20 protein-coding genes and 3 pseudogenes are annotated in these 20873 nt (G+C 70.2%); 15 read left to right on the top strand and 8 right to left on the bottom strand.

Annotation, left to right across the window (positions count from 1 at the left end):
- Positions 1-54: 54 nt before the first annotated feature.
- From FRAAL_RS21765 to FRAAL_RS21755, 3 genes are read right to left on the bottom strand one after another with little or no spacing between them, the layout of a single operon-like run.
- Positions 55-1485, bottom strand: a complete 1431-nt coding sequence (locus tag FRAAL_RS21765) for a ThiF family adenylyltransferase (protein WP_041939603.1) — start codon at positions 1483-1485, stop codon at positions 55-57.
- Positions 1467-1853: a hypothetical protein gene (locus tag FRAAL_RS21760; RefSeq protein WP_011606103.1), complete on the bottom strand. Its 387-nt coding sequence runs from the start codon at positions 1851-1853 to the stop codon at positions 1467-1469. The genes FRAAL_RS21765 and FRAAL_RS21760 overlap by 19 nt, the downstream gene beginning before the upstream one ends.
- Positions 1850-2122, bottom strand: a complete 273-nt coding sequence (locus FRAAL_RS21755; RefSeq protein ID WP_041939602.1) for a multiubiquitin domain-containing protein — start codon at positions 2120-2122, stop codon at positions 1850-1852. The genes FRAAL_RS21760 and FRAAL_RS21755 overlap by 4 nt, the downstream gene beginning before the upstream one ends.
- Positions 2123-2358: 236 nt before the next feature.
- Here FRAAL_RS21755 and FRAAL_RS21750 point away from each other — a divergent pair, with 236 nt between their 5' ends.
- From FRAAL_RS21750 to FRAAL_RS35185, 3 genes and pseudogenes are all read left to right on the top strand, one after another.
- Positions 2359-2673 carry a hypothetical protein gene (locus tag FRAAL_RS21750; protein ID WP_157892175.1) on the top strand — a complete coding sequence of 105 codons (315 nt, stop codon included), beginning with the start codon at positions 2359-2361 and terminating at the stop codon, positions 2671-2673.
- Positions 2670-2906, top strand: a pseudogene (locus FRAAL_RS36190) (HigA family addiction module antitoxin); the annotation flags it as partial. The gene FRAAL_RS21750 and the pseudogene FRAAL_RS36190, both read left to right, overlap by 4 nt.
- 330 nt (positions 2907-3236) lie before the next feature.
- Positions 3237-3746: an ImmA/IrrE family metallo-endopeptidase gene (locus tag FRAAL_RS35185; RefSeq protein ID WP_231861188.1), complete on the top strand. Its 510-nt coding sequence runs from the start codon at positions 3237-3239 to the stop codon at positions 3744-3746.
- Positions 3747-3855: 109 nt separating this feature from the next.
- Here FRAAL_RS35185 and FRAAL_RS35180 read toward each other — a convergent pair.
- Positions 3856-4047 (bottom strand): annotated as a pseudogene (locus FRAAL_RS35180) (hypothetical protein); the annotation flags it as partial.
- Positions 4048-4490: 443 nt separating this feature from the next.
- On the opposite strand from FRAAL_RS35180, the gene FRAAL_RS33225 reads away from it, so the two are divergent.
- Entirely contained in the window at positions 4491-5789 is a 1299-nt protein-coding gene (locus FRAAL_RS33225) for a hypothetical protein (protein WP_011606096.1), read from the top strand.
- Here the strand turns inward: FRAAL_RS33225 and FRAAL_RS21745 are convergent.
- Entirely contained in the window at positions 5784-6578 is a 795-nt protein-coding gene (locus tag FRAAL_RS21745) for a hypothetical protein (RefSeq protein WP_011606095.1), read from the bottom strand. The genes FRAAL_RS33225 and FRAAL_RS21745 overlap by 6 nt on opposite strands.
- Positions 6579-7064: 486 nt before the next feature.
- Between FRAAL_RS21745 and FRAAL_RS36435 the strand changes: the two genes are divergently transcribed.
- Positions 7065-7148: a hypothetical protein gene (locus FRAAL_RS36435; RefSeq protein WP_505474309.1), complete on the top strand. Its 84-nt coding sequence runs from the start codon at positions 7065-7067 to the stop codon at positions 7146-7148.
- A 3-nt stretch (positions 7149-7151) separates the two neighbouring features.
- Here the strand turns inward: FRAAL_RS36435 and FRAAL_RS36430 are convergent.
- Together FRAAL_RS36430 and FRAAL_RS21735 are read right to left on the bottom strand one after the other, a co-directional pair.
- Positions 7152-7376 (bottom strand): annotated as a pseudogene (locus FRAAL_RS36430) (GNAT family N-acetyltransferase); the annotation flags it as partial.
- Between the two features lie 49 nt (positions 7377-7425).
- Positions 7426-7629, bottom strand: coding sequence for a hypothetical protein (locus tag FRAAL_RS21735; protein ID WP_011606093.1), 204 nt, complete (start codon positions 7627-7629; stop codon positions 7426-7428).
- A gap of 974 nt (positions 7630-8603) precedes the next feature.
- On the opposite strand from FRAAL_RS21735, the gene FRAAL_RS21730 reads away from it, so the two are divergent.
- The 8 genes from FRAAL_RS21730 to FRAAL_RS21695 all read left to right on the top strand — a co-directional run bounded on the left by FRAAL_RS21730 (position 8604) and on the right by FRAAL_RS21695 (position 18076).
- Complete coding sequence (locus FRAAL_RS21730) at positions 8604-9809, top strand: hypothetical protein (RefSeq protein ID WP_011606092.1); 1206 nt, start codon at positions 8604-8606, stop codon at positions 9807-9809.
- Between the two features lie 192 nt (positions 9810-10001).
- Complete coding sequence (gene priA / locus FRAAL_RS21725) at positions 10002-10730, top strand: bifunctional 1-(5-phosphoribosyl)-5-((5-phosphoribosylamino)methylideneamino)imidazole-4-carboxamide isomerase/phosphoribosylanthranilate isomerase PriA (RefSeq protein WP_041940857.1); 729 nt, start codon at positions 10002-10004, stop codon at positions 10728-10730.
- Positions 10727-11491, top strand: a complete 765-nt coding sequence (gene hisF, locus FRAAL_RS21720) for an imidazole glycerol phosphate synthase subunit HisF (RefSeq protein WP_011606090.1) — start codon at positions 10727-10729, stop codon at positions 11489-11491. Before priA ends, hisF begins: the two co-directional genes overlap by 4 nt.
- A gap of 52 nt (positions 11492-11543) precedes the next feature.
- Positions 11544-13523: an ABC transporter ATP-binding protein gene (locus FRAAL_RS21715; RefSeq protein ID WP_041940856.1), complete on the top strand. Its 1980-nt coding sequence runs from the start codon at positions 11544-11546 to the stop codon at positions 13521-13523.
- Positions 13520-15502, top strand: coding sequence for an ABC transporter ATP-binding protein (locus tag FRAAL_RS21710; protein ID WP_011606088.1), 1983 nt, complete (start codon positions 13520-13522; stop codon positions 15500-15502). Before FRAAL_RS21715 ends, FRAAL_RS21710 begins: the two co-directional genes overlap by 4 nt.
- Positions 15499-15897, top strand: coding sequence for a phosphoribosyl-AMP cyclohydrolase (gene hisI, locus FRAAL_RS21705; RefSeq protein ID WP_011606087.1), 399 nt, complete (start codon positions 15499-15501; stop codon positions 15895-15897). Before FRAAL_RS21710 ends, hisI begins: the two co-directional genes overlap by 4 nt.
- A complete protein-coding gene (locus FRAAL_RS21700) occupies positions 15894-17432 on the top strand; it encodes an anthranilate synthase component I (RefSeq protein ID WP_011606086.1) in 1539 nt (512 codons plus the stop codon). The genes hisI and FRAAL_RS21700 overlap by 4 nt, the downstream gene beginning before the upstream one ends.
- On the top strand, positions 17429-18076 hold the full coding sequence (locus FRAAL_RS21695) for a Trp biosynthesis-associated membrane protein (protein WP_011606085.1): 648 nt from the start codon (positions 17429-17431) through the stop codon (positions 18074-18076). Before FRAAL_RS21700 ends, FRAAL_RS21695 begins: the two co-directional genes overlap by 4 nt.
- On the opposite strand, the gene FRAAL_RS21690 is transcribed toward FRAAL_RS21695, so the two are convergent.
- Positions 18077-18442 (bottom strand): hypothetical protein, encoded by a 366-nt coding sequence (locus FRAAL_RS21690; protein WP_041939601.1) that lies wholly within the window; start codon positions 18440-18442, stop codon positions 18077-18079.
- A 243-nt stretch (positions 18443-18685) separates the two neighbouring features.
- On the opposite strand from FRAAL_RS21690, the gene trpC reads away from it, so the two are divergent.
- Positions 18686-19489: an indole-3-glycerol phosphate synthase TrpC gene (trpC, locus tag FRAAL_RS21685; RefSeq protein ID WP_011606083.1), complete on the top strand. Its 804-nt coding sequence runs from the start codon at positions 18686-18688 to the stop codon at positions 19487-19489.
- Positions 19490-19548: 59 nt separating this feature from the next.
- Positions 19549-20871: a tryptophan synthase subunit beta gene (gene trpB, locus FRAAL_RS21680; protein ID WP_011606082.1), complete on the top strand. Its 1323-nt coding sequence runs from the start codon at positions 19549-19551 to the stop codon at positions 20869-20871.
- The last annotated feature ends 2 nt before the right edge of the window (positions 20872-20873 follow it).

Below are 20873 nucleotides of genomic sequence, written 5' to 3'. Positions count from 1 at the left end.
CCATCACGTGGTCTGCCGGATCGGTCGGCCGTCGCGCATCCGGTCAGAAGATCGTCACAAGCCATCTTGGGCTTGTACACGGGGCACGCCGACAAGCCGGGCAGCGCCCTCCGCTACGTCACCGGCGCCGCGTGCGAGGCCGCCGGCCCTGGTGCACCAAGGGCAGTCGGGATCTTGTCGGCTGTCCTGGAGCGCACGATCGCGCCCTCGCGGGTGGTGCAGGACCGAGGCACTGTCGGTGGGGTCGTCGTGGAGGCGGACGGCGGCGAGCATGAAGTGGTTGACGGCCTCGGCGGTGGGCAGCGCGTTCAGCGCGATGACACTCGCGGCCGGGACGTCTGGGACGTACTGCGCGTTGCGCCGGTCGGCTGCGGAGTGCATATCGATCGCGAGCTGGGTCGAGTCGATCAGCCCGTTGCACCACAGACAGCCTTCGGCAGGCAGCAGCAAGCGAGCCGCGGCGTGGATCTCACCGATCTCGCCGTCCGGACCCACCGGGATCTTGACGCCTACCTGGCTGGCGGGGATCAGGTACCGGTGGACGGTGAGGTTGACCCAGTGCCGGGCGGAGTGACTGTCCGCAGCCAGAAAGATCCAGTCGCAGGTGGTCAGCGCGTCGCGGGCGTCGGGATGCTCGACACGTTCGGCGATGGCCGTGATCTGGATGGCGGAGTTGGCTCGGCGCGCGTTGCGCGCGGCGACATCGACCTTGAGTTCGCCGACGTCGTCCGGTTCGGCGGCGAGAAGCCTCGGCAGGTTGGTGACTTCGACCCGGTCGCCGTCGATCAGGACGAGTTCACCGACGCCGAGGCGGGCGAGGAGTTCGGTGATGATGCTCCCCGCTCCGCCGAGGCCGACGACCGCGACGCGCATCCTGGCGAAGGTCTGCTGCCCTGCCGTGCCGAACAGCAGCGCCTGCCGATCCCACCGTGGGGCGGTGCCAGGTGTGGGTGCCGGCCGCGGGCGGAGCCGGATGATGTTGTTTCCCGGAACGACGGTCTCGGCGAGGACAGCGCGGGTGCCGTCGGGGAGCCAAAGGTCGCCGGCGGCGGCTCGGGGGGTGAGGACGAGCCCACCGACGATCTGGCCGGTGATCTGCCGCAGGGCTGGGTATCCGCGTTCATGGCTGGCTATGTCGATCGTCGAGAACGCGACAGCTCCGGGCTGGAGGATGTCGGAGTGGTTGTGGACGGCGAGGTAGGCGAGCTTCTCGTCGCGGGCGCGGAGGGCCTGGTCGCGGACGAACGTCGCGTCGAGCGCCCGGTAGCCGGTCGTGCCGTCGACGAAGTCGGTGCCGTCGGCGGCAAGTATGACGTCGCGGGCCAACAGCCGGGTGCCGCGGGGGCCGTCCGTGTAGCCGGCGAGGATGACGGCTCCGTGCTCGTCGCCGTCGGAGAACAGGTGGTCGGCCAGCATCGTCCAGAGCCTGATCGGGATGGTCAGGCTCCAGCCGGTGGCCGGCGGGTTCACTGAGAGGTCAGCCATGTCAGGACCTTCTGGGCCTTGAGCGCCGCGTTGTCGACGGCGGGATTCCAGCGTTTGGAACTGCGGGAGAGCTGAAGCGCCGGCCGATCCCGCCAGGTGACGCTCTGGATCGCAGAGCCGAGTGGCTGGCCGTCGGTCCTGGTGAGCAGGCCGGTGTAGTGCGGGTAGACGTCGGACGCGGGGTAGGTGGCGTTGAGGTGGAAACCGAGCCACGTCGTCGGCGGGTCGTAGAGCGGGGCCACATCGATGCTTTCGACGACGATGTAGGCGCCGCCGGCGCCGTCCGGGACGACGTCCACCGCGGTGTCGGCGAACTGCTCCCGGACAGCGTCGATGGCCTCCGCGACGGCCGCGGAGAGCGCGGTCACGAGTTGTCGTCCGGCGCGACCGCGATGAACTCCTGCTTCGGGTGAACCCGGATTGGGTCGCCATCGCCGATGACCCGGTAGCGCTGGCCCTCCCGGACCGACAACTGGAAGCCGACCTCGATCGCGACGCCCTGCTGGACCGCCGCCTTTTTGATCTCCAGTCCGGTGACCTCCCGGTCCGGGAGGTCGACCCGCTGGCCGTTGACCGTCACCGGGATACCCGAGGGACGACGGGCGAGCTCCGCCTCCACCTCCGCTGCGCTGGCCATCCTGCCTCTCCTCTCTGGGCGCCGGCTCCGACACCCATCACGACGCCCGCCCGTCACACTCCCCAGGTGGGGTGGTCGGGTAGCCGTCTTCTGTCCTTCACCCATGGGGTGAACTCGACATTGACAGTACACGACCATCCTGGCTGCGATCGGAGCCGGGGAGCCGCCGCAGGCCGGTATGGTCGCTGTGATCTGTGTTGACGTCGTCAGCCCCGGGGTGATAGGTGGAGGCGGGCATGCTGCTGATCTACGACAACGAGGGGCTTCGGCGCCTCGCCGTAGATGCTGCGTTCCGGCCGATCGAGTGGGAGCCGGACCTCGTCAGGTCCTACCGCCAAAAGCTCCAGTCGCTGTTCGCCGCGAGGGACCGTGAAGATCTGCGGCAGGTCGCGTCCTTAGACCTGAGAGCTGAGAACGGTCGTGACGGGACGCGTTGCTCGATTCGGTTGGTAAACGGGTCGAGGTTGTTGTTGACCTTCGATGACTCCAAGACAGACCAGGTGACGGTGGTGGCCATCGTCGGGTCCAGCATGCGGGAGGCAGCGTCATGAATACCGGACCTGCGGAAGCCTTCCCGGTGGGTGAGCACCTCCTAGAGGAACTGGACGCGCGGGGGTGGTCCCAGGCGGAATTTGCCGAGATCATCGGCCGACCCGCACAGGTGGTCTCGGAGATCATTTCTGGTAAGAAGGAGATCACGCGAGAGTCGGCAGCCCAGATCTCGGCGGCGCTCGGCACAAGTCCCGAATACTGGCTGAGGTACCAAGACCAATATCACCTGTGGCGACAAGAACAGGATGAGGGCGCCCGCAGGAAATTGGACGACGTGAGGCTACGGGCCCGTCTGACGGAGCTCGCACCCCTTGCCGTCCTACGCAAACGTGGGATAGTCACTGCGACTACGCTCGGTGGGCAGGCGGACCAACTATGCCGGCTACTCAATATAGACCACATTGGGGAGCAACCTAAACTCCCGATGGCCGCGCGGCGAAGCAATCTTGGCGATCAGGCGTCGTCTACCCAGCTAACGTGGCTAGCCTGCGTGCGACGGCAAGCAGAGAGCCAGACGGTTTCAGTCTATTCTCCAATCCGACTGCGAGGGTTGGCTGAACGGTTGAGCCGCGACCTGCAAAATCCACAAGCTTTCGCCGACTTGCCAGGGAGATTTGCGGATGTTGGTGTTCGGCTAGTCTATGTGGAGGCATTCCCTTCCAGTAAGATTGACGGGGCCGCGTTCAGTATGGGCGGGACGCCCGTAATCGGAATTTCTGGTCGCGGTCAACGGCTTGATAAGGTGCTCTTCACCATCTTGCATGAGGTGGCGCATGTCGTACTTGACCACATCACCGACACTGTGATCCTAGACGAGGAAAACGGCAACGGCAGGCATCAGGAAAAAGATGCCAATGAGCTCGCCGCGAAATGGGTGCTACCCAGCCCGATCCCCGCCATTCCAGAACGCGTAGGTCGGACCTGGCTAACGGCGGTCGCCAAGAAACTTGGTGTACACCCAATTATTATCGTCGGTCGTTTGCAAAACGACGGACTTCTGAATTGGCGCAGTGCCCTCGCGAAGAACGCGCCCACGGTTACGAGCTACTTGCAAGATTGGGAAAATCGGTAGGGTGCATTTACTGGCAGCCTTATTTGACTGGAAGGAGTCAGTGGATGATCTCAGGGTCTACGCCCTCCCCTTCTTGACTATCGGATGGCGTGAGCTACGGGGTGCTTATCTACGGCACTCGGCTATTCAGTGTAATATGTGTGTCGCCGCGTAGCCGAGTGACGAGCTTGCGGGCGGTACCTGCACCGACGTGGAGGCGCTTACGAAGGGTTTCGGCAGAGATCGGCCGCTGGTGCTGCTGCCAGTGCAGGACGTCCTCGGCACGTGCCCGCTGGAGCGTGTCCTGCTCCCGTGCGCCCGATCCCTCTCGGCGTGGTCCCGCCTCGACCGGACCATGGATGTGCGGCACCATAGGCTGGTCGACCCGGATCGACTCGGGCGAGTCGCCCTCGGCCTGACCGTCCAGCACAGACGTGCGCGCCGAGGAGGCAGGCGAGCACGTTCACCTTGTCCTCGGGTGGGCGGAGGCGAACGGGGTCAGCGGCCACAACGCACCGTCGTCCGCGATCCACACCCATGCCGCGCCGGACGCCGCGGTCGGGCGGCCCTATACTGCGACCGCGCGGGAAGGCGCTCGCTCTCGCTGGTATAAGGTATCGCCGCTCGCCAGCGGCAGCGGCATCGAGGTTCGCCGTGCGCACCGTGAACGTGCTTCCGTCGTCGGCGACATCACGGGCTGCCCGTCGGCCGGAGCGCAGAACATCCCGGTGACGGCCGTATCGGGGAGGCTGCGATCCTCGACAGGTGGATCTCGCTGAGGCTGTGGAAGCTATCCGGACCAAGGCAAGGGTTAAGGGCCAGAGTAACGCCGATCTTGTAAACTTGGTCACGAGACACGGCGACTTCCCGAAGGGGCATGTGGTCGTGCCCGTGGCCTGCATCAAGGAGCACATCGACCTGAGGCCCGCCGAGGCGCTTCACAGGCTCGCTATCGCGACGCGGCCACGTCCCCACGACGACGCGGCCGAACTTTACCGGCTGTGGGGGCTGGCCCGCTACCACGCGTTCTTTGAATGCGATAGTTCCGACGGGTTGCTTCGAGTCAGTAACACGGGGGCGCAAATTGTGGGGACCCAGCGCCGCCATGTCTCCGAGGATCTCGGCATCGGTTTCGGTGTCCTGCTCGCCGAACGGTGGCTACAGGCCTCAGCCCCCAGCCCGAGGGCGCTCAACCTGGTCGACCCGGTTGATATCGACGTTGCTCTGCGCTGGGGGTCGCTCAGCGTCGCAGGCAGGGAGATCGAGGTGAGTGCTGGACATCGATACCCGGACTACCTCCTCGTCGCGAACGACCCCTCGAAGTCTCCTCGCCATTTCCGCGTGCACGTTCTTGAGTGCAAGGGCACATCCGATCCCAGCATCGCCGTGCCGCAACTCGCGAGGGCCACAGGCCAACTGGGTAGCCTTCTCGTCGATGGCCAACGGCCGTCCGGACTGGCAGTGAGTACCGTCGCCGCAGGCGACACGGTGCAGTACCGGGCGCTGGAACTCTCGGGGGATGACAGGCTCCACGAGGCGCCCATGGATCTTCTGACACCTGACCAGACTGTGCTCGGCTTCAATACAGCGCGAATACGGACGGATGCAAGTCCGCTAGATGCACGGTTGAGCGATCTTCCATCTGAAGTGCTGGTGGCCGCAGCGCTCCGCGTCTCCTGGGCGCGGCTCGCCGGTCTCGCAGATGACGCTAATGCTGCCCGCCGCTGGGCTCCGAATGCCTGGCGCGGCGATCTGGCCGGTCGGCCGTCGGTTGACACTGCGCGGCTGGAGCGTCCGCCGACAACCAGAACCCCATACGGCGAGGCTGTGGGACGCCGGACCCGGATCAGTTTTGGCCGCCAGGCACTCACTGTTTTCCATGGCGTCGCGAAGCCCATCATCAAGGCTTTGTCAACAGACGGCCCGGGCGCTGTGCTTAGCGCGCAGGCGAAGTTCGCGAATGAACTCTCTGCCCGCCATCGGCGGTCTCAGGCAAGGCAGACAACTCGGGCACATGCAGCCTCACCCGACGGAGCCATCCTCTCGATCTCCCTAAGTTCATGAACAGTTCCCGCGAACATCCCGAGTGTCGAGGGCGATGTGGGTATCAGTGCGCAGCTGGGTGACCAAGCCGCGGGCGGTCCCCATACCGACGGCGAGCCGTTTACGCAGCGTCTCCGCAGAGATCGGTCGTTGGTGCTGTTGCCAGTGCAGCACGTCCTCGGCCCGCGCGCGATGCAGCAGGTCCTGCTCCCGTGCGCCCGGATCGTCGTGCTGAGTTGCCGTCCCGCTTGGCGCGGTTGCTCCTTCGGCCGCGCTGGTTGGCGGCATGCCCGTCACGGCGGCCGTGGTTCTGTCAGGTGCATCCATGACCGGGCTGGGAGATGGCTGGGCGCTGGCCGTGGTGGTCTGCATGGCCTGCAGGAGCCTCGGGCCGATCTCGGACCATCCGATCAGGAGGAGGGGTCCGACGGCGTCGAAGGCGGCTTTGCCGTAGTGGCCGGTGATGAGGGGTTCGGCGATGTTCAGCGCCAGGGTGACCAGGCTGGCGAAGATGAGCAGCCGCCGCGCGGAGCGGATCACATCGGCGGGCCCGTGGTGCAGGGCCAGATACCGGGTGCCCAGAAGGCCGACGACGGACAGGTCGACCGCGGGTGCGACGAGGACGGCGACGTAGGTGGGGACACCGAGGTGGATACCGAGAGCGGCGACGTTGCCGAGGCCGAACAGGAACGTCAGCCCGACCACGACCCCTGCGATCGCGGTGACCAGGCGGACCGGCGTCGCGGGAACCGCCAGGTATGCGGAACACTCGTTCGATCCGGTAGATGATGTCTCGGTTGGCGTGGTCACCGGGCATCGCCCCTGGTCACCGGCCGCGTGGAGACCGGACGGATGGTGATTTCTGGCCCCTGGACCAAGATCAGGCGGTTCTTATTGTGGTGCGTTAGGTCCACGAGCCGGCCCGTCGTGCTCGCCACCCGTTGGTGGCTTCGCGGCGGGCCGCAATTTTTTCGGGGGCGACCCCCGAGCCCCCGGGCGGCCGGCGTGGAGCTGGCCCAAGGTGGTCAGGTGGTCTCGGGCGGGCCTTCGGGATCTCGCGGGCGCGATCCGTCGGCGGGGCGGTGGGATCATGGCGTCGTCTGGTTCATGACGGGACGCCGTGGGGAGATTCTGGAGTCGTGTCCGGTTCGGCCCCCGGGTGCGGCTGTTCGTCCCGCCGGGCTTCGACACCACGCCGATCGACGTCGCCCTGGAGAGGCTGCCGGCCACATCACCAGGTGGCAGTGACCACTGCTACTGGCCCCGACCCAGATTCTGGCCAGCCTCACGGGCGGCGTGGTCCGGGACGACTCGCTTGATCTGCTCACCGTGCGGCGTCGGGTGCTGGCCTGGTATCCCGACGATGTGGATGCCCCGTAACAGATGGGTGCCAATGCCACGACCTTGCGCCTCGGGGAGCAGCGCGATCTCCTCGACGAAGTCGTACTTACTCTGGTGGATGACACACGCGTAGCCGACGGCTCGCCCGCTCTCCTCGACCACGGCAAATGGCAGGTCGGCGAACTCCCTGTCAGCGGTTATGCGCTGTTCCGCATCGTCCCACCCCGACGTCTGTCCGACGTATGCCCGTAGGGCGGCTCGCCTCACGTCGAAGAGGAACTCTCGATCGCTGCTCAGAGCGGGCCGAACCCGAAGGTCATGGGAGCTTCGCGTCGAGCCGTTCGGTGATCGCGAGAACGGAGGCGTCGACGGCGCCGAGCGGGAAGTCGCTGTACTTTTCGACCAGTTCGATCATCCGGTCGAGGTCCTGGCGAGCCAGTGGGATCAGGCTGATCTGTCCGGTGCTGATGGAGCGCAGGAACGCGGCTTCGGCGCAGGTGCCTTTCTCCCGTTCGAGCATGAAACAGACAGAGCCCCGGTCACTGCAGAGATCAACAGTTGGCCCTGGTGGTGCCGCGTGGTGCCGAACGAACTGTGGATGATCATTTATTGATCTTGTTTGACGATGGCCGAGAGTGATTGCTGACGCGGGCGGGGGTGCAGCGTGGGGGGTGTGCGTCGACCCGAAGATCCCGTGAGGGCGCCTCACTCGCCCATTGTTTGAGTGGAAGGGAACTACGGAGATCGGAAGCGCCTCGACAGACTCGCCTCCCAGGTACTGGGCGACATCCCGGGCAGTTTGATCGTGTGGACGGAGGCTCAAAGGTCAAGCTCAGGTCGGGGGGTGTCGGGTGTTGGTTCGTCGATCCTCGGCTGCTCTCCGCGGCGACTGTCGTGTCGGCTGGGCCAGCCTGCGGTGCAGCATCTGTCGGCCGACGGCGAGGGATGATCTCGGCCGCGGCCCTCGCGGCGGCCCGATCGGCATCAGCGAAGACCGAGGTGCAGACGTCACCGGTGAAGTGGACGGAGGCGTGGCCAAGGAGCTCGGAGACAGTCTTGAGATCGAGGGTGGCGCGGTAGGGGATCGACGGCGGGACGGTCGGAGCCCGGAGGCTTCGGCTTGACTGTGCCCACGCATGGTCCGCCGCACAGAGCGGATGGCCTCCGATCTGGGTAAAGAGCGCCGATACCGAGCGTCTCGGCCGCTATGACGTCAGCCCCGACGAGTCCCAGGCGGCGCGGCGCTGGAAGCCGCCCGTCAAAAGGCTGATGGCCGAACAAGGTGTCTCCCCGCTGCTCGACACCTGCCTCCTCGTGCCCAGCAGGGCTTGCGACGTGCCGCTCGGTTCGTGCGCGCCGAGGATATGGCGGGCGCTGATCCTGTACCAGACCAGAGCATCCCATCACCTAGACGGACAAAAGTTCTCGAATGCCCATCGCCGAGCCGCTTGATCTCCTACCCTTTGGCCGACGGTCCTGACAGGAGGAGTCACCTTGCTGCTTCCCCATCAACCGGTTGACGGAACGCTCACGCACCGCTCGCACACCGGGGCGACCGACATCGGCAAGGCCGACATCAGCGGAGACGTCTACTGCGAAGTGAGTGGCCTCTATTATGCCATTCACCTGAGCAAGCAGGCGGTCGTCTGGATCGGCGGCATGGACAAGCTCTTCGATCAGTTCCTGAAAGCGGCCATGGAGGGGCTCGAGGAGCTCGCGCCGCTCTTCGAGGCGGTTAAGGCGTATATTGATGTTGAGGTGGAGTCGATCAAGGCGGTGTCGGCCCAGGTGTCGGACGGAAGGGTCAAACTGGAGGGGTGGATTCCCGATCCTGCTGTGATGCCGGTGCCGGACGAGGGCTACGTCCCGCCGGGAGGATGGAACCCGCCGGACCCTGTGAACGGCCTGCGGTGGTGGACCGTGAACTCCATCAACCTCTACAAGAACCGTTGGACTTTCACTGCCACCAATTCGAATCCGGACGAGTCCGTGTCGTCGGTCTACTTCTCCACGGGGTATGACGGGAACTCCATGCACACTAACCCGGAGGATTTCAGGGGCACCTATGGATGGCCCTGCCTCAAGGACTACAAGCAGTTTGACAGTGGGCTGGATACATGCACCTTCGTCCCCCGCACTGGGATGTGGTGGCTGTTCAACGACACCTACTGTGCGCGAACGGACGGTAACGGAGCCTCGGTCACCTGGTCGCCGTCGAAATTGACGGATATCTGGAGGGGGCTCAGCCGGATCGACAGCGGAGAGTTCGGCGAGGAAGAGAAAGAGCAGTGGGCCAACGGCATCTCCTGTGCCACGGCCTTCGGCGACTCCTACCTGTTCATCGCGGGAAACCGGGTCGTCCTGCTCGATGCAAGCAGCGGAGATATGCTGCCCATGGGGCCTTGGGCCCGTCCTTTGGGTGTGACTGACGTATGGCCGGCTCTCGCGAACCTGCCAGATGCCGGCATCATGGACGGCCAGGGGCCGAAAGCCGTGTACTGGGACGTCAGTGGCGATGTGGAGATGGTGTTTTTGGTCTTCCATAGCACACTCTTCACCAATCGCTCCGACTACCGTGACCCGAGTGGTTTCATGTACAGCTTCATAGCGTGCCAATCCGACACGGCGAGCTCGTACTACAGCTGGAACGCCATGTTTGACTACCTGAACGGCCCGTGGCCGTACCCCAGGTGCGATTGACCGGCGTCGCCCCGGGGTGACGCCACATCCGGCCGGCGCGACGCGCAGGACGCCGGCCGTCGCCCAGCCATAGTCCAAGATCTGCCACTGCCGAGCATCCCGGTCGGGAGCGACGTCGTCGAGACGGGTCGTCACCGGCGGTGCCGGCGGCAGTGATCTCGGGCCGTCGCGCGTGGCCGTAGGGTGGCCGGTGTGACGCTTACTCTGCTTCCCGCCGTCGATGTGGCCGACGGGCGGGCCGTCCGGCTCGTTCAGGGCGAGGCCGGATCCGAGACCTCGTACGGTGATCCGCTCGAGGCGGCGCTGACCTGGCAGCGTGACGGCGCCGAGTGGATCCATCTCGTCGACCTCGACGCCGCGTTCGGCCGCGGCTCGAACCGCGAGCTGATCGCCGAGGTCGTCCGCTCGGTCGACGTGGCCGTGGAGCTCTCCGGCGGCATCCGCGACGACGACTCCCTCGACGCGGCGCTGGCCACCGGCGCGGCGCGGGTCAACATCGGCACGGCCGCCCTGGAGGATCCCGACTGGGTGCGCCGGGCGATCGACCGGGTGGGCGACCGGATCGCCGTCGGGCTCGACGTGCGCGGCACGACGCTGGCCGCCCGCGGCTGGACCCAGGACGGCGGCGAGCTGTTCGAGGTGCTCGCCCGCCTCGACGCCGACGGCTGCGCCCGCTACGTGGTGACCGACGTGCGCCGCGACGGCACGCTGACCGGCCCGAACGTCGAGCTGCTGCGCTCGGTGACCGCGGTGACCGACCGGCCGGTCGTCGCCAGCGGGGGAGTGTCCGCGCTCGCCGACCTCGTGGCGATCGCCGCGGTGCCCGGCGTCGAGGGCGCGATCGTCGGCAAGGCCCTCTACGCGGGTGCCTTCACCCTCCCCGAGGCCCTCGCCGTCACCTCTACGGTCGTGGCGGGGTGAGCGTCGCGGTTCGGGTGATTCCCTGCCTCGACGTCGACGGCGGGCGGGTGGTCAAGGGCGTGAACTTCACCGACCTGCGCGACGCCGGGGACCCGGTCGAGATGGCCCGGCTCTACGACGCCGAGGGCGCCGACGAGCTGACGTTCCTCGACATCACGGCGTCGAGTGGCGACCGGGAGACCACGTACGACATCGTCCGGCGCACCGCCGAGCAGGTGTTCATCCCGCTCACCGTCGGAGGCGGGGTCCGTTCCGCTGACGACGTCAACCGGCTGCTGCGCGCCGGGGCCGACAAGGTGGGGATCAACACGGCCGCGGTGGGCCGGCCCGAGCTGGTCCGCGAGTGCGCGCACCGGTTCGGCAACCAGTGCATCGTGATCTCGGTGGACGCCCGGCGCTGCCCGGATCCGGCGGGTCCCCGCTTCGAGGTGACTACGCACGGTGGTCGCCGGGGAACCGGAATCGACGCGGTCGGCTGGACTTCGCGCGTGGTCGAGCTCGGTGCCGGCGAGATCCTGCTCAATTCGATGGACGCCGACGGGACCCGGGACGGCTACGATCTGGAGATGATCTCCGCCGTGCGCGCCGAGGTCGACGTGCCGGTGATCGCCAGCGGCGGGGCCGGTGACCTCGCTCATTTCGCGCCGGCGGTCGGCGCGGGCGCGGACGCGGTGCTCGCGGCCAGCGTGTTCCATTTCGGGCAGCTGCGCATCGGCGAGGTGAAGGCGGCGCTGCGGGACACGGGCGTTCCGGTGCGCTGACCGCCGCCACCACGCCGGCGCCGCTGCCGTGACGTGTTGACGGAGGGTGACGATGTCGGAGCGGGTGGCGGAGCCGGGGCGACAACCCGGGGTCATCGGCCAGGGCTTCGCGAACCTCGGGCGGGGCATCCGCGACGAGCCCCGCCTGTTCGCCGTGGCAACGGTCGGTGGCTGCCTGTTCACGCTGACGGGGGTGGCGAGCTCCCTCGTGCTCGGCGAGGCCACGGACCGGGTGGTGATCCCGGCGATCCGGCGGGGGTACGCCGACTGGTCGGGAGTCGCCCTGGCCGCGGCGGCGCTGAGCCTCGTCGGCCTCGCGCGGGCGCTCGGCATGTTCCTGCGCCGCCTCGCCGGCGGAACGGTCGTGTTCCGGCTGCAGGCGCGGCACCGGCACGCGGTGACCCGCCAGTACCTGCGGTTGCCGCTGTCCTGGCATCAGCGGCACTCCACCGGCACGCTGCTGTCGAACGCCAACTCGGACGTCGAGGCGGCCTGGGCCCCGGTGATGCCGCTGCCGTTCGCGCTCGGCGCGCTCGTCATGCTCGTGGTGGCGCTGGTGCTGCTCGTGGTCACCGACCCGGTGCTGGCGCTGATCGGTTTCGTGATCTTCCCGACGTTCGGCGTGCTCAACGTCTGGTACGGGCGGCGGGTGTGGCCGCTGTACTCCCGGGCCCAGCAGTTGCGCGGGGAGGTCAGCGCGGTGGCGCACGAGTCGTTCGACGGCGCCCTCGTCGTCAAGACCCTCGGCCGGGAGGAGGACGAGACCGCCCGCTTCGCCGTCCGCGCCGAGCACCTGCGCGACGCGATGATCCACGCGGGCCGGTTGCGGGGCCTGTTCGACCCCGTGATGGAGGCCCTGCCGAACCTGGGGATCCTGCTGGTGCTGCTGGTCGGCGCGATCCGCATCGACGCCGGGGCGATGGACGTCGGCCAGCTCGTTCGGGTCGCCTACCTGTTCACCCTGCTCGCCTTCCCGCTGCGGGCGTTCGGCTGGGTGTTCGGGGACCTGCCGCGGGAGGTCGTCGGCTACGACCGGGTCGAGGCGGTATTGCGGGCCCAAGGGCACGAGGAGTACGGCTCGCGCACGCTGACCACGACTGGCCCCGCGTCACTGCGCCTCGACGCCGTCACCTACAGCTACCCGACCTCCTCCGGTGCTACTCTCGACGCCGGCGCAGACCCGAGCGGCGAGCCGGCGGAGCGCGCGAGCGCCGGCGATCCGCCGCCGCGGCCGGTGGTGGACGCGGTGAGCTTCGACGTGACCGCGGGCAGCGTCGTCGCGATCACCGGCCGCACCGGCGCCGGCAAGTCCTCCCTGGTGAACCTGCTCGCGCGGCTCGTCGACCCGCAGGCCGGCACCGTGCTGCTCGACGGTGTCGACCTGCGCGAACTCGCCGCCGGCGAGGTGAGCCGAGCCGTCGCCGTCGTCGCCCAGCAGGCGTTCCTGTTCGACGACACCGTGCGGGCCAACGTGACCCTGGGCATGGAGGCCGCCGACGACGAGGTCTGGGCGGCGCTGCGCCGCGCGCAGGCCGACGGCTTCGTCGCCGCCCTGCCCGACGGCCTCGACACCATGGTCGGCGAGCGCGGGACCTCCCTGTCCGGCGGCCAGCGCCAACGGATCGGCCTGGCTCGCGCGCTCGTCCGCGCCCCGCGGCTGCTCGTCCTCGACGACGCCACCGCCAGCGTCGATCCCCGGGTGGAGGCGGCGATCCTCGCCGACCTGCGAGCACGTGCCGGCGCCTCGACCGTCGTGGTCGTCGCCCAGCGCCGCTCCACGATCGCGCTGGCCGACGAGGTGATCCACCTCGACGCCGGCCGGGTCATCGGACGCGGTCGACACGAGGACCTGCTCGCCTCCTCCCCGCGTTACACCGCCCTGCTCACCGCCTACGAGGCCGCCGCCCGCGCGGCCGGCGCCCTCCCCGAGCCCGCCGTCCGCGAGCCCGCCGTCCAGGGGCGTGAGCCTGCCCTCCCAGAGCCCGCCGTCTCCGAGCACGTCCGGGAGCTCGAACCGGAGGCGGCCCCGTGAGGACTCCGGCCCCGCCGGTCCAGCCCACGCTCGCGGCAACGTTTCGCCGGCTGCGCGCGCTGTCCCCCGACCTGACCCGGGGCCTGCTCGGCACGCTCGCGCTTGCCCTGGTGGCCACCACGGGGAAGGTCGTCATCCCGGTGGTCGTGCAGCAGACCCTCGACCGTGGGCTCACCGACGACGGCGCCGACGTCGGCCTGGTCGCCGTGGCCGTCGGCGCGGCCGCGGTCGTCATCGTGCTGACCACCGTCGCCACCTACCGGATGAACCTGCGGCTCTACCGCCTGTCCGAGGGCACCCTCGCCACCCTGCGGGTGCACGCCTTCCGACACATCCACGACCTGTCGATGCTCAGCCAGTCCGCCCAACGCCGCGGCTCGCTGACCTCCCGGGTGACCAGCGACGTCGACCAGATGTCGCAGTTCCTCCAGTTCGGCGGCGTGATGCTGCTGGTCTCCTCCGGCCAGATGCTGCTGGCCACCGTGCTGATGGTCGTCTACTCGTGGCAGCTGACCCTCCTCGTCTACGCGTTCTTCGTCCCCCTGTTCGTCGTGACCCGGCTGGTGCAGCGCCGCCTCGCCGGTCGCTACGCGATCGTGCGCGAACGGGTCGGCGAGCTGTTGGGCGCCGTGTCCGAGGCGGTGGTCGGCGCCCCGGTCGTGCGGGCCTACGGCGTCCAGGAACGGACCGGGCGGCGCATCGACCGGACCATCGGCCGCTATCGGTCCGCCCAGATCGAGGCGCAGCGGGTCGTCGCCGGGGTCTTCTCGCTCAGTGAGCTGGTCGCCGCGCTGGCCACCGCCGCGGTCGTGACGGCGGGAGTGGCGCTCGGCGTCGCCGGCTCCCTCACCACCGGGCGGCTGATCGCGTTCCTGTTCCTGATGACCCTGTTCGTCATGCCGATCCAGTCCATGACCGAGGTGCTCAACGACGCGGCCAACGCGCTGGCCGGGCTGCGCCGGGTGCTCGACGTCCTGGACATCCCGACCGACGTCCGCGACCCCGCCCTCGGCCCGGCCGTCGGCCGACTGCCGGCGCCCCGCAGTCGCGTCGGACCGGCTCCCGGCAGAGAACGCGGCCCGGTCACGGCCCAGGCCGGCCGGGACCTGCCGGCCGGACCGCTGGGGGTGCGGTTCGACGGGGTCGGGTTCGCCTATCCCGACGGGCCGCCGGTGCTGCGCGACGTCGACCTGGAGATCGCCCCGCGCACCCGGGTGGCGGTGGTCGGCGAGACCGGGTCCGGCAAGACGACCATGGCCAAGCTGCTCACCCGGCTGATGGATCCGACCACGGGCACCGTGCGCATCGGCGGCGTGCCGCTGCCCGAGGTGCGGTTCGCCTCGCTGCGCGGCCGGGTGCTGCTCGTGCCGCAGGACGGGTTCCTGTTCGACCTCACGATCGCCGACAACGTCCGCTACGGCCGCCCCGGGGCCGACGACGAGGCCGTCCGCGCCGCCTTCGAGGCACTGGGCCTCGCCGACTGGCTCGCCGGGCTGCCGGCGGGGCTGGCAACCCGGGTGGGGGAGGGCGGGTCGCGACTGTCGGCCGGCGAGCGGCAGCTCGTCGCGCTGGCCCGCGCCCGGCTGGCCGATCCGGACCTGCTGGTCCTGGACGAGGCCACCTCCGCGGTGGACCCCGAGACCGAGGTGCGCCTGTCGGCGGCGCTGGTCGAACTGACCCGGGACCGCACCTCGGTGACGATCGCGCACCGGCTGTCGACCGCGGAGGCGGCGCAGGACATCGTCGTCGTGGACGCCGGGCGCATCGTGCAACGAGGCCATCACCACGCGTTGGTCGCCGTGCCCGGGGTGTACCGCCGGATGCACCAGTCCTGGGCGGCGGGTGTTGGGGCGGTCGCGGTGGGTCCGGCGGCGGCGGTGTCGGGCCCGGAAGCGGGGGCGGTGGCCCCGGCGGCGCCGGTCGGGTCGGTCGACGTGCGCCCTGCCCCGCCGCCGCGGACGAGCAGAATGGAGCCGTGACCGTACGTCCATCCGCTCTGGATCCCGCCATCGCCAGCCGCCTGCGTCGCAACGACGCCGGTCTGTTCCCGGCCATCGCCCAGCAGCACGACACCGGCGAGGTGCTGATGCTCGGGTGGATGGACGACGAGGCGCTGCACCGCACGTTGACCACCGGGCGGGCCACGTACTGGAGCCGCAGCCGCGGGGAGTACTGGGTCAAGGGCGACACCTCCGGCCACCAGCAGTGGGTCCGTTCGGTCGCCCTCGACTGCGACGGCGACGCCGTCCTCGTCCGGGTGGACCAGATTGGTCCCGCCTGCCACACCGGCACCCGGAACTGCTTCGTCGCCGATCCGCTGCCCACGCGCGTGGGTGACCCGGGCGTCACGGCCGACGCCGGGCCGGCCCGATGACCACCGGGCGGATCCGCCCCGACCGGGCCGCCTTCCACGCCGCCGCCGGCAGCCGCCCGGTCGTCGCCGTCACCCGCCGGCTGCTCGCCGACGGCGAGACCCCGGTCGGGATCTACCGCAAGCTCGCCGGCGGGCCGGGCACCTTCCTGCTCGAGTCCGCCGAGCACGGCGGGGTGTGGTCGCGGTACTCGTTCGTCGGGGTGCGGGCCGCGGCGACGCTGACCGAACGCGACGGCCAGGCGGTCTGGGTGGGCACGCCGCCGCCCGGCGTGCCCACCGAGGGCGACCCGCTGGACATCCTGCGCGCGGTGGAACGCTCCCTGCGCGCGGCCAACGATCCGGACGCCCCACCGCTGATGGGCGGCCTCGTCGGCTACCTCGGCTACGACATCGTCCGGCGCATCGAGCGGCTGCCCTCGCACGCCGTCGACGATCTCGGCCTGCCCGAGCTGCGGATGCTGCTCACCACGGACCTCGCCGTCCTCGACCACGCCGACGGCTCGTGCCTGCTGGTCGCCAACGTCTTCACGGGGGCGTCGACCGAGCCCGGCGGCGATCCGGCCGAGGCCGCCCGCCCGGACCTCGACGCCCTGTACGACGATGCGGTGGCCAGGCTGGACGCGATGACCAGCGACCTGGCGAAGTGGACCGAGCCGACGGTGGCGACGACCAGCGGGGCGGCCAGCGGGGTCGGTGACTTCGTCTCCGCCACGCCGCCCGGTGCCTTCCAGGCCGCGGTCGAGCGGGCCATCGAGGAGATCCGCGCCGGCGAGTGCTTCCAGATCGTGGTCTCCCAGCGTTTCGAGCGGACGACCGCCGCCGACTCCCTCGACGTCTACCGGGTGCTGCGCACGACCAACCCGAGCCCGTACATGTACCTGCTGCGGTTCGGCGACCACGATGTCGTCGGTTCCTCGCCGGAGGCGCACGTCAAGGTCACCGGGCGCCGGGCGCTGCTGCATCCCATCGCGGGCAGCCGGCCCCGGGGCGCGACACCGGAACGCGACGCGGAGCTGGCGGCGCAGTTGCTCGCCGATCCGAAGGAGCGCTCGGAGCACGTGATGCTCGTCGATCTGGTCCGCAATGATCTCGGTCGGGTCTGCGTGCCCGGTTCGGTGCGCGTCGTCGAGTTCGCCGCGGTCGAGCGGTTCTCGCACATCATGCATATCGTCTCCACGGTGATCGGTGAGGTGGCGCCGGAGCGCAGCGCCGTCGACGTGCTCACCGCGACCTTCCCGGCGGGCACGCTCTCCGGGGCGCCGAAGGTGCGCGCGATGGAGGTCATCGACGAGCTGGAGCCCACCCGCCGCGGCCTCTACGGCGGCGTGGTCGGCTATCTGGACTTCGGTGGTGACCTGGACACCGCGATCGCGATCCGCACCACCGTGCTGCGCGACGGCGTGGCCTACGTCCAGGCCGGCGCCGGGATCGTCGCCGACTCCGACCCCGACGCCGAGGACCTGGAGAGCCGCACGAAGGCGGCGGCGGTCCTGCGCGCGATCGAGGTCGCCGAGTCGCTGCGGCCGCCGGCATGAGCGCCGGCCTGCCGGCGGACTCCCCGACGGCCCCGACCGACGATGCCGGCGCGGCGCGGGCGGCCCGCCGGGGACGCCGGGAACGGGTGCTCGCCGTGCTCGGCTGCCTGCTCGGCGCGGGTCTGGTCCTGGTGTGCGGCGGGGCGACCTGGGTCTCCGCCCGCGTGGGCACCCCCCGTGGCGAGCGGGACGCCACCGCCGTGGCGGCGCCGCTCGCCGTGCACTGGACCGGCGGCGACATCGCCTCGGCGGCGACGGCGCTGGCCCTCGTCGGCCTCGCCGCCGCGGTCGCGATCGTCGCCACCCGGCGGATCGGCCGGCCGGTGGTCGGCCTGCTGGCTGTCGCCGCCGGGATCGGCATCGCCTACGTGGCGGGGGCCATCGGCGTCGATCCGCTGTCCGCCCTGCGTGACACCGACCAGGTCCGCCAGTTCGCCCCGGGCGGGCAGGCGGAGATCAGCGGCGTGCACCGCACGGCCGCGCCCTGGCTGGCGATGCTCGGCGGCGTGCTGCTCACCGCCGCCGGTGCCCTCGCCGTCCTGCGAGGCCGATCCTGGCCGGGGATGTCCGGCCGCTACCAGGCCCGCGAGGCCCGGCCGGTCGACGCCTGGGACGCGATCGAGCGGGGCCACGACCCCACCTGATCATCGCTGTTCGCCGCGCCCGGCGGCGCCGCCGGGCAGATCGGGATACGGGGGGACGTCGAGATCCGGCGGCATGGCCACGGGCACGAGCTGCGGAAGTGGGTCGGCCAGCGCGGCGAGAACCCGCGTGTGGCGGTCGAGGTCGGCCTCGACCATCGCCATGAGCGCGTCCATCCGAGCCAGGCAGCGGGCGAGCGCGTCGAGCTGCTCCGCCCAGGCCGGCGCCGCGGCGCCGGCCCGGGCGAGGTCCTCGGCCCGGGCGGGGGCCGCCGCCGGCCCGGCGCCGGCCGCCCGGCGTGGCAGGGCCTGGCCGGGGACCAGGGAGATGCCCGGGAGCAGCGGAAAGGAGGTGCGGCGAGTGTCCATGAGAACTCCCTCGATGTCGAACGCGTGTTCGACTATAGGGGATCGAAGGCCACTGGCGCCACTGCGCCCCGTGCACGGCGTGGCGCGGACCGCCGCGGCCGACCGGCCGGCAGGCGGGCCGTCGTTGCCCGACCGTTGGCTACGTAGCGTTGTGGGTCGTAGCAAGTTGTGGGGGCCTCGGGTCGGGCCACCGGGCCTGGCCTACCATCGCGGCATGACCGCGACAGCCGCGAGCGCGGGTCGATGAGCGTCCTCGCCGAGATCCTCGACGGGGTCAGGGCCGACCTGGCCGCCCGCGAGCAGCAGACCCCCCTCGCCGACCTCAAGCAGCGCGTGGAGCGCGTCCCCGACCCCAGGGACGCGCTCACCGTGTTCCGTAACTCCCCGGTATCGGTGATCGCCGAGGTCAAGCGCAGTTCCCCGTCGAAGGGGAAGCTGGCGGCCATCGCCGATCCCGCGGCCCTCGCCCTCGACTACGAGGCCGGCGGCGCCGCCGCCATCAGCGTCCTCACCGAGGGGCGCCGCTTCGGCGGGTCGCTCGCCGACCTCGACGCGGTGCGCCGCGCGGTGGACGTCCCGCTGCTGCGCAAGGACTTCATCGTCTCGCCCTACCAGGTCTTCGAGGCGCGTGCGCACGGGGCGGACCTCGTGCTGCTCATCGTCGCGGCGCTCGACCAGCCCCGGCTGGTCGGCCTGCGCGAGCGGATCGAGTCGCTGGGCATGACCGCGCTCGTCGAGGTGCACGACGAGGCGGAGCTCGGCCGCGCGCTGGACGCCGATGCCCGGCTGATCGGCATCAACGCCCGTGACCTGCGCACTCTGGAGGTCGACCGGGCCACGTTCGCCCGGCTGGCGCCCATGGTCCCCCCCGGCGTGATCACCGTCGCCGAGTCCGGGGTGCGCGGCCCGCACGACCTGCTCGCCTACGCGGCCGCCGGGGCCGACGCGGTGCTGGTCGGCGAGGCGGCGGTCACCGGCGATCCCCGCCAGACCGTCGCCGACCTCGTGGCCGCCGGGGCGCATCCGGCGGCCAGGGTCGGCCGCTAGCGGGCCCGGCGGTCGGCGGGTCCGTCCGGACTGTCGGTGCGGACCGATACAGTCGCACCGTGGCTACCCGAACTGCTGCCCAGCCAGCTCCCGCCGAGACCGCGACCTCGACGCCGTCCGCCGAGGCCGTCCGGGCGCAGGCGGAGAACTGGCAGGTGTTTCCCGATCCCGCGGGGCACTTCGGCCGGTTCGGCGGGCGGTTCGTGCCCGAGGCGCTCATGGCGGCCCTCGACGAGCTGACCGAGGCCTACGACCAGGCCCGGGCCGACGAGGGCTTCGTCGCCGAGCTCGACGACCTGCTCGCCACCTACGCCGGGCGGCCCACGCCGCTGACCGACGCGCACCGGCTCACCGAGCACGTCGGCGGCGCCCGCATCCTGCTCAAGCGCGAGGATCTCGCCCACACCGGCTCCCACAAGATCAACAATGTGCTCGGGCAGTGCCTGCTGACCAGGCGGATGGGCAAGACCCGGGTCATCGCCGAGACCGGCGCCGGCCAGCACGGGGTGGCCACCGCCACCGCGTGCGCCCTGCTCGGCCTGGAGTGCGTGGTCTACATGGGCGAGGAGGACACCCGCCGGCAGGCGCTCAACGTCGCCCGGATGCGCCTGCTCGGCGCCGAGGTCGTCCCGGTCGCCTCCGGCAGCCGCACCCTCAAGGACGCGATCAACGAGGCGATGCGCGACTGGGTCGCCACCGTCGAGCACACCCATTACTGCATCGGTTCGGTGATGGGCCCGCACCCGTTCCCGATGATGGTGCGGGACTTCCAGCGCATCATCGGCGTGGAGGCCCGGGCCCAGGTGCTCGAGCGCACCGGCCGGCTGCCCGACGCGGTCGTCGCCTGCGTCGGCGGCGGCTCCAACGCGATGGGCATCTTCCACCCGTTCATCCCCGACACCGGCGTGGCACTGATCGGCTGCGAGGCCGGCGGGGACGGGGTGGCCACCGGGCGGCACGCCGCGGCGATCGCCGGCGGCTCCTCGGGCGTGCTGCACGGCATGCGGACCTTCCTGCTGCAGGACGAGTTCGGCCAGACGCAGGTGTCCCACTCGATCTCCGCCGGCCTGGACTACCCGGGCATCGGCCCCGAGCACGCGCTGCTGCACGAGACCGGCCGGGCAAGCTACCGCGTCGTCGACGACGCGGCGGCGATGGCGGCGCTCGCGCTGGTCGCCCGCACCGAGGGCATCCTGGTCGCGATCGAGAGCGCGCATGCCTTCGCCGGCGCGTTCGACGTCGCCCGCGAGCTCGGTCCGGACGCGACCGTCGTGGTGAACTGCTCCGGGCGCGGTGACAAGGACGTCGACACGGCCGCCCGCTGGTTCGGCCTGCTCGACGACGCGGGCGGCGCCGCCGCCGACGCGGATCCGCGCGGCTGACG

This window comes from Frankia alni ACN14a (assembly GCF_000058485.1).
Classification (GTDB): Bacteria; Actinomycetota; Actinomycetes; order Frankiales; family Frankiaceae; genus Frankia; species Frankia alni.
This window is presented reverse-complemented; position numbering and strand designations above follow the sequence as displayed.

Coding starts and splice junctions, on each gene's coding strand:
- FRAAL_RS21765 (WP_041939603.1), bottom strand. CDS start 1,485: ATGGCTGACCTCTCAGTGAACCCGCCGGCCACCGGCTGGAGCCTGACC.
- FRAAL_RS21755 (WP_041939602.1), bottom strand. CDS start 2,122: ATGGCCAGCGCAGCGGAGGTGGAGGCGGAGCTCGCCCGTCGTCCCTCG.
- FRAAL_RS21750 (WP_157892175.1), top strand. CDS start 2,359: ATGCTGCTGATCTACGACAACGAGGGGCTTCGGCGCCTCGCCGTAGAT.
- FRAAL_RS21735 (WP_011606093.1), bottom strand. CDS start 7,629: ATGCTCGAACGGGAGAAAGGCACCTGCGCCGAAGCCGCGTTCCTGCGC.
- FRAAL_RS21715 (WP_041940856.1), top strand. CDS start 11,544: ATGTCGGAGCGGGTGGCGGAGCCGGGGCGACAACCCGGGGTCATCGGC.
- FRAAL_RS21700 (WP_011606086.1), top strand. CDS start 15,894: ATGACCACCGGGCGGATCCGCCCCGACCGGGCCGCCTTCCACGCCGCC.
- FRAAL_RS21695 (WP_011606085.1), top strand. CDS start 17,429: ATGAGCGCCGGCCTGCCGGCGGACTCCCCGACGGCCCCGACCGACGAT.
- FRAAL_RS21690 (WP_041939601.1), bottom strand. CDS start 18,442: ATGGACACTCGCCGCACCTCCTTTCCGCTGCTCCCGGGCATCTCCCTG.
- trpC (WP_011606083.1), top strand. CDS start 18,686: ATGAGCGTCCTCGCCGAGATCCTCGACGGGGTCAGGGCCGACCTGGCC.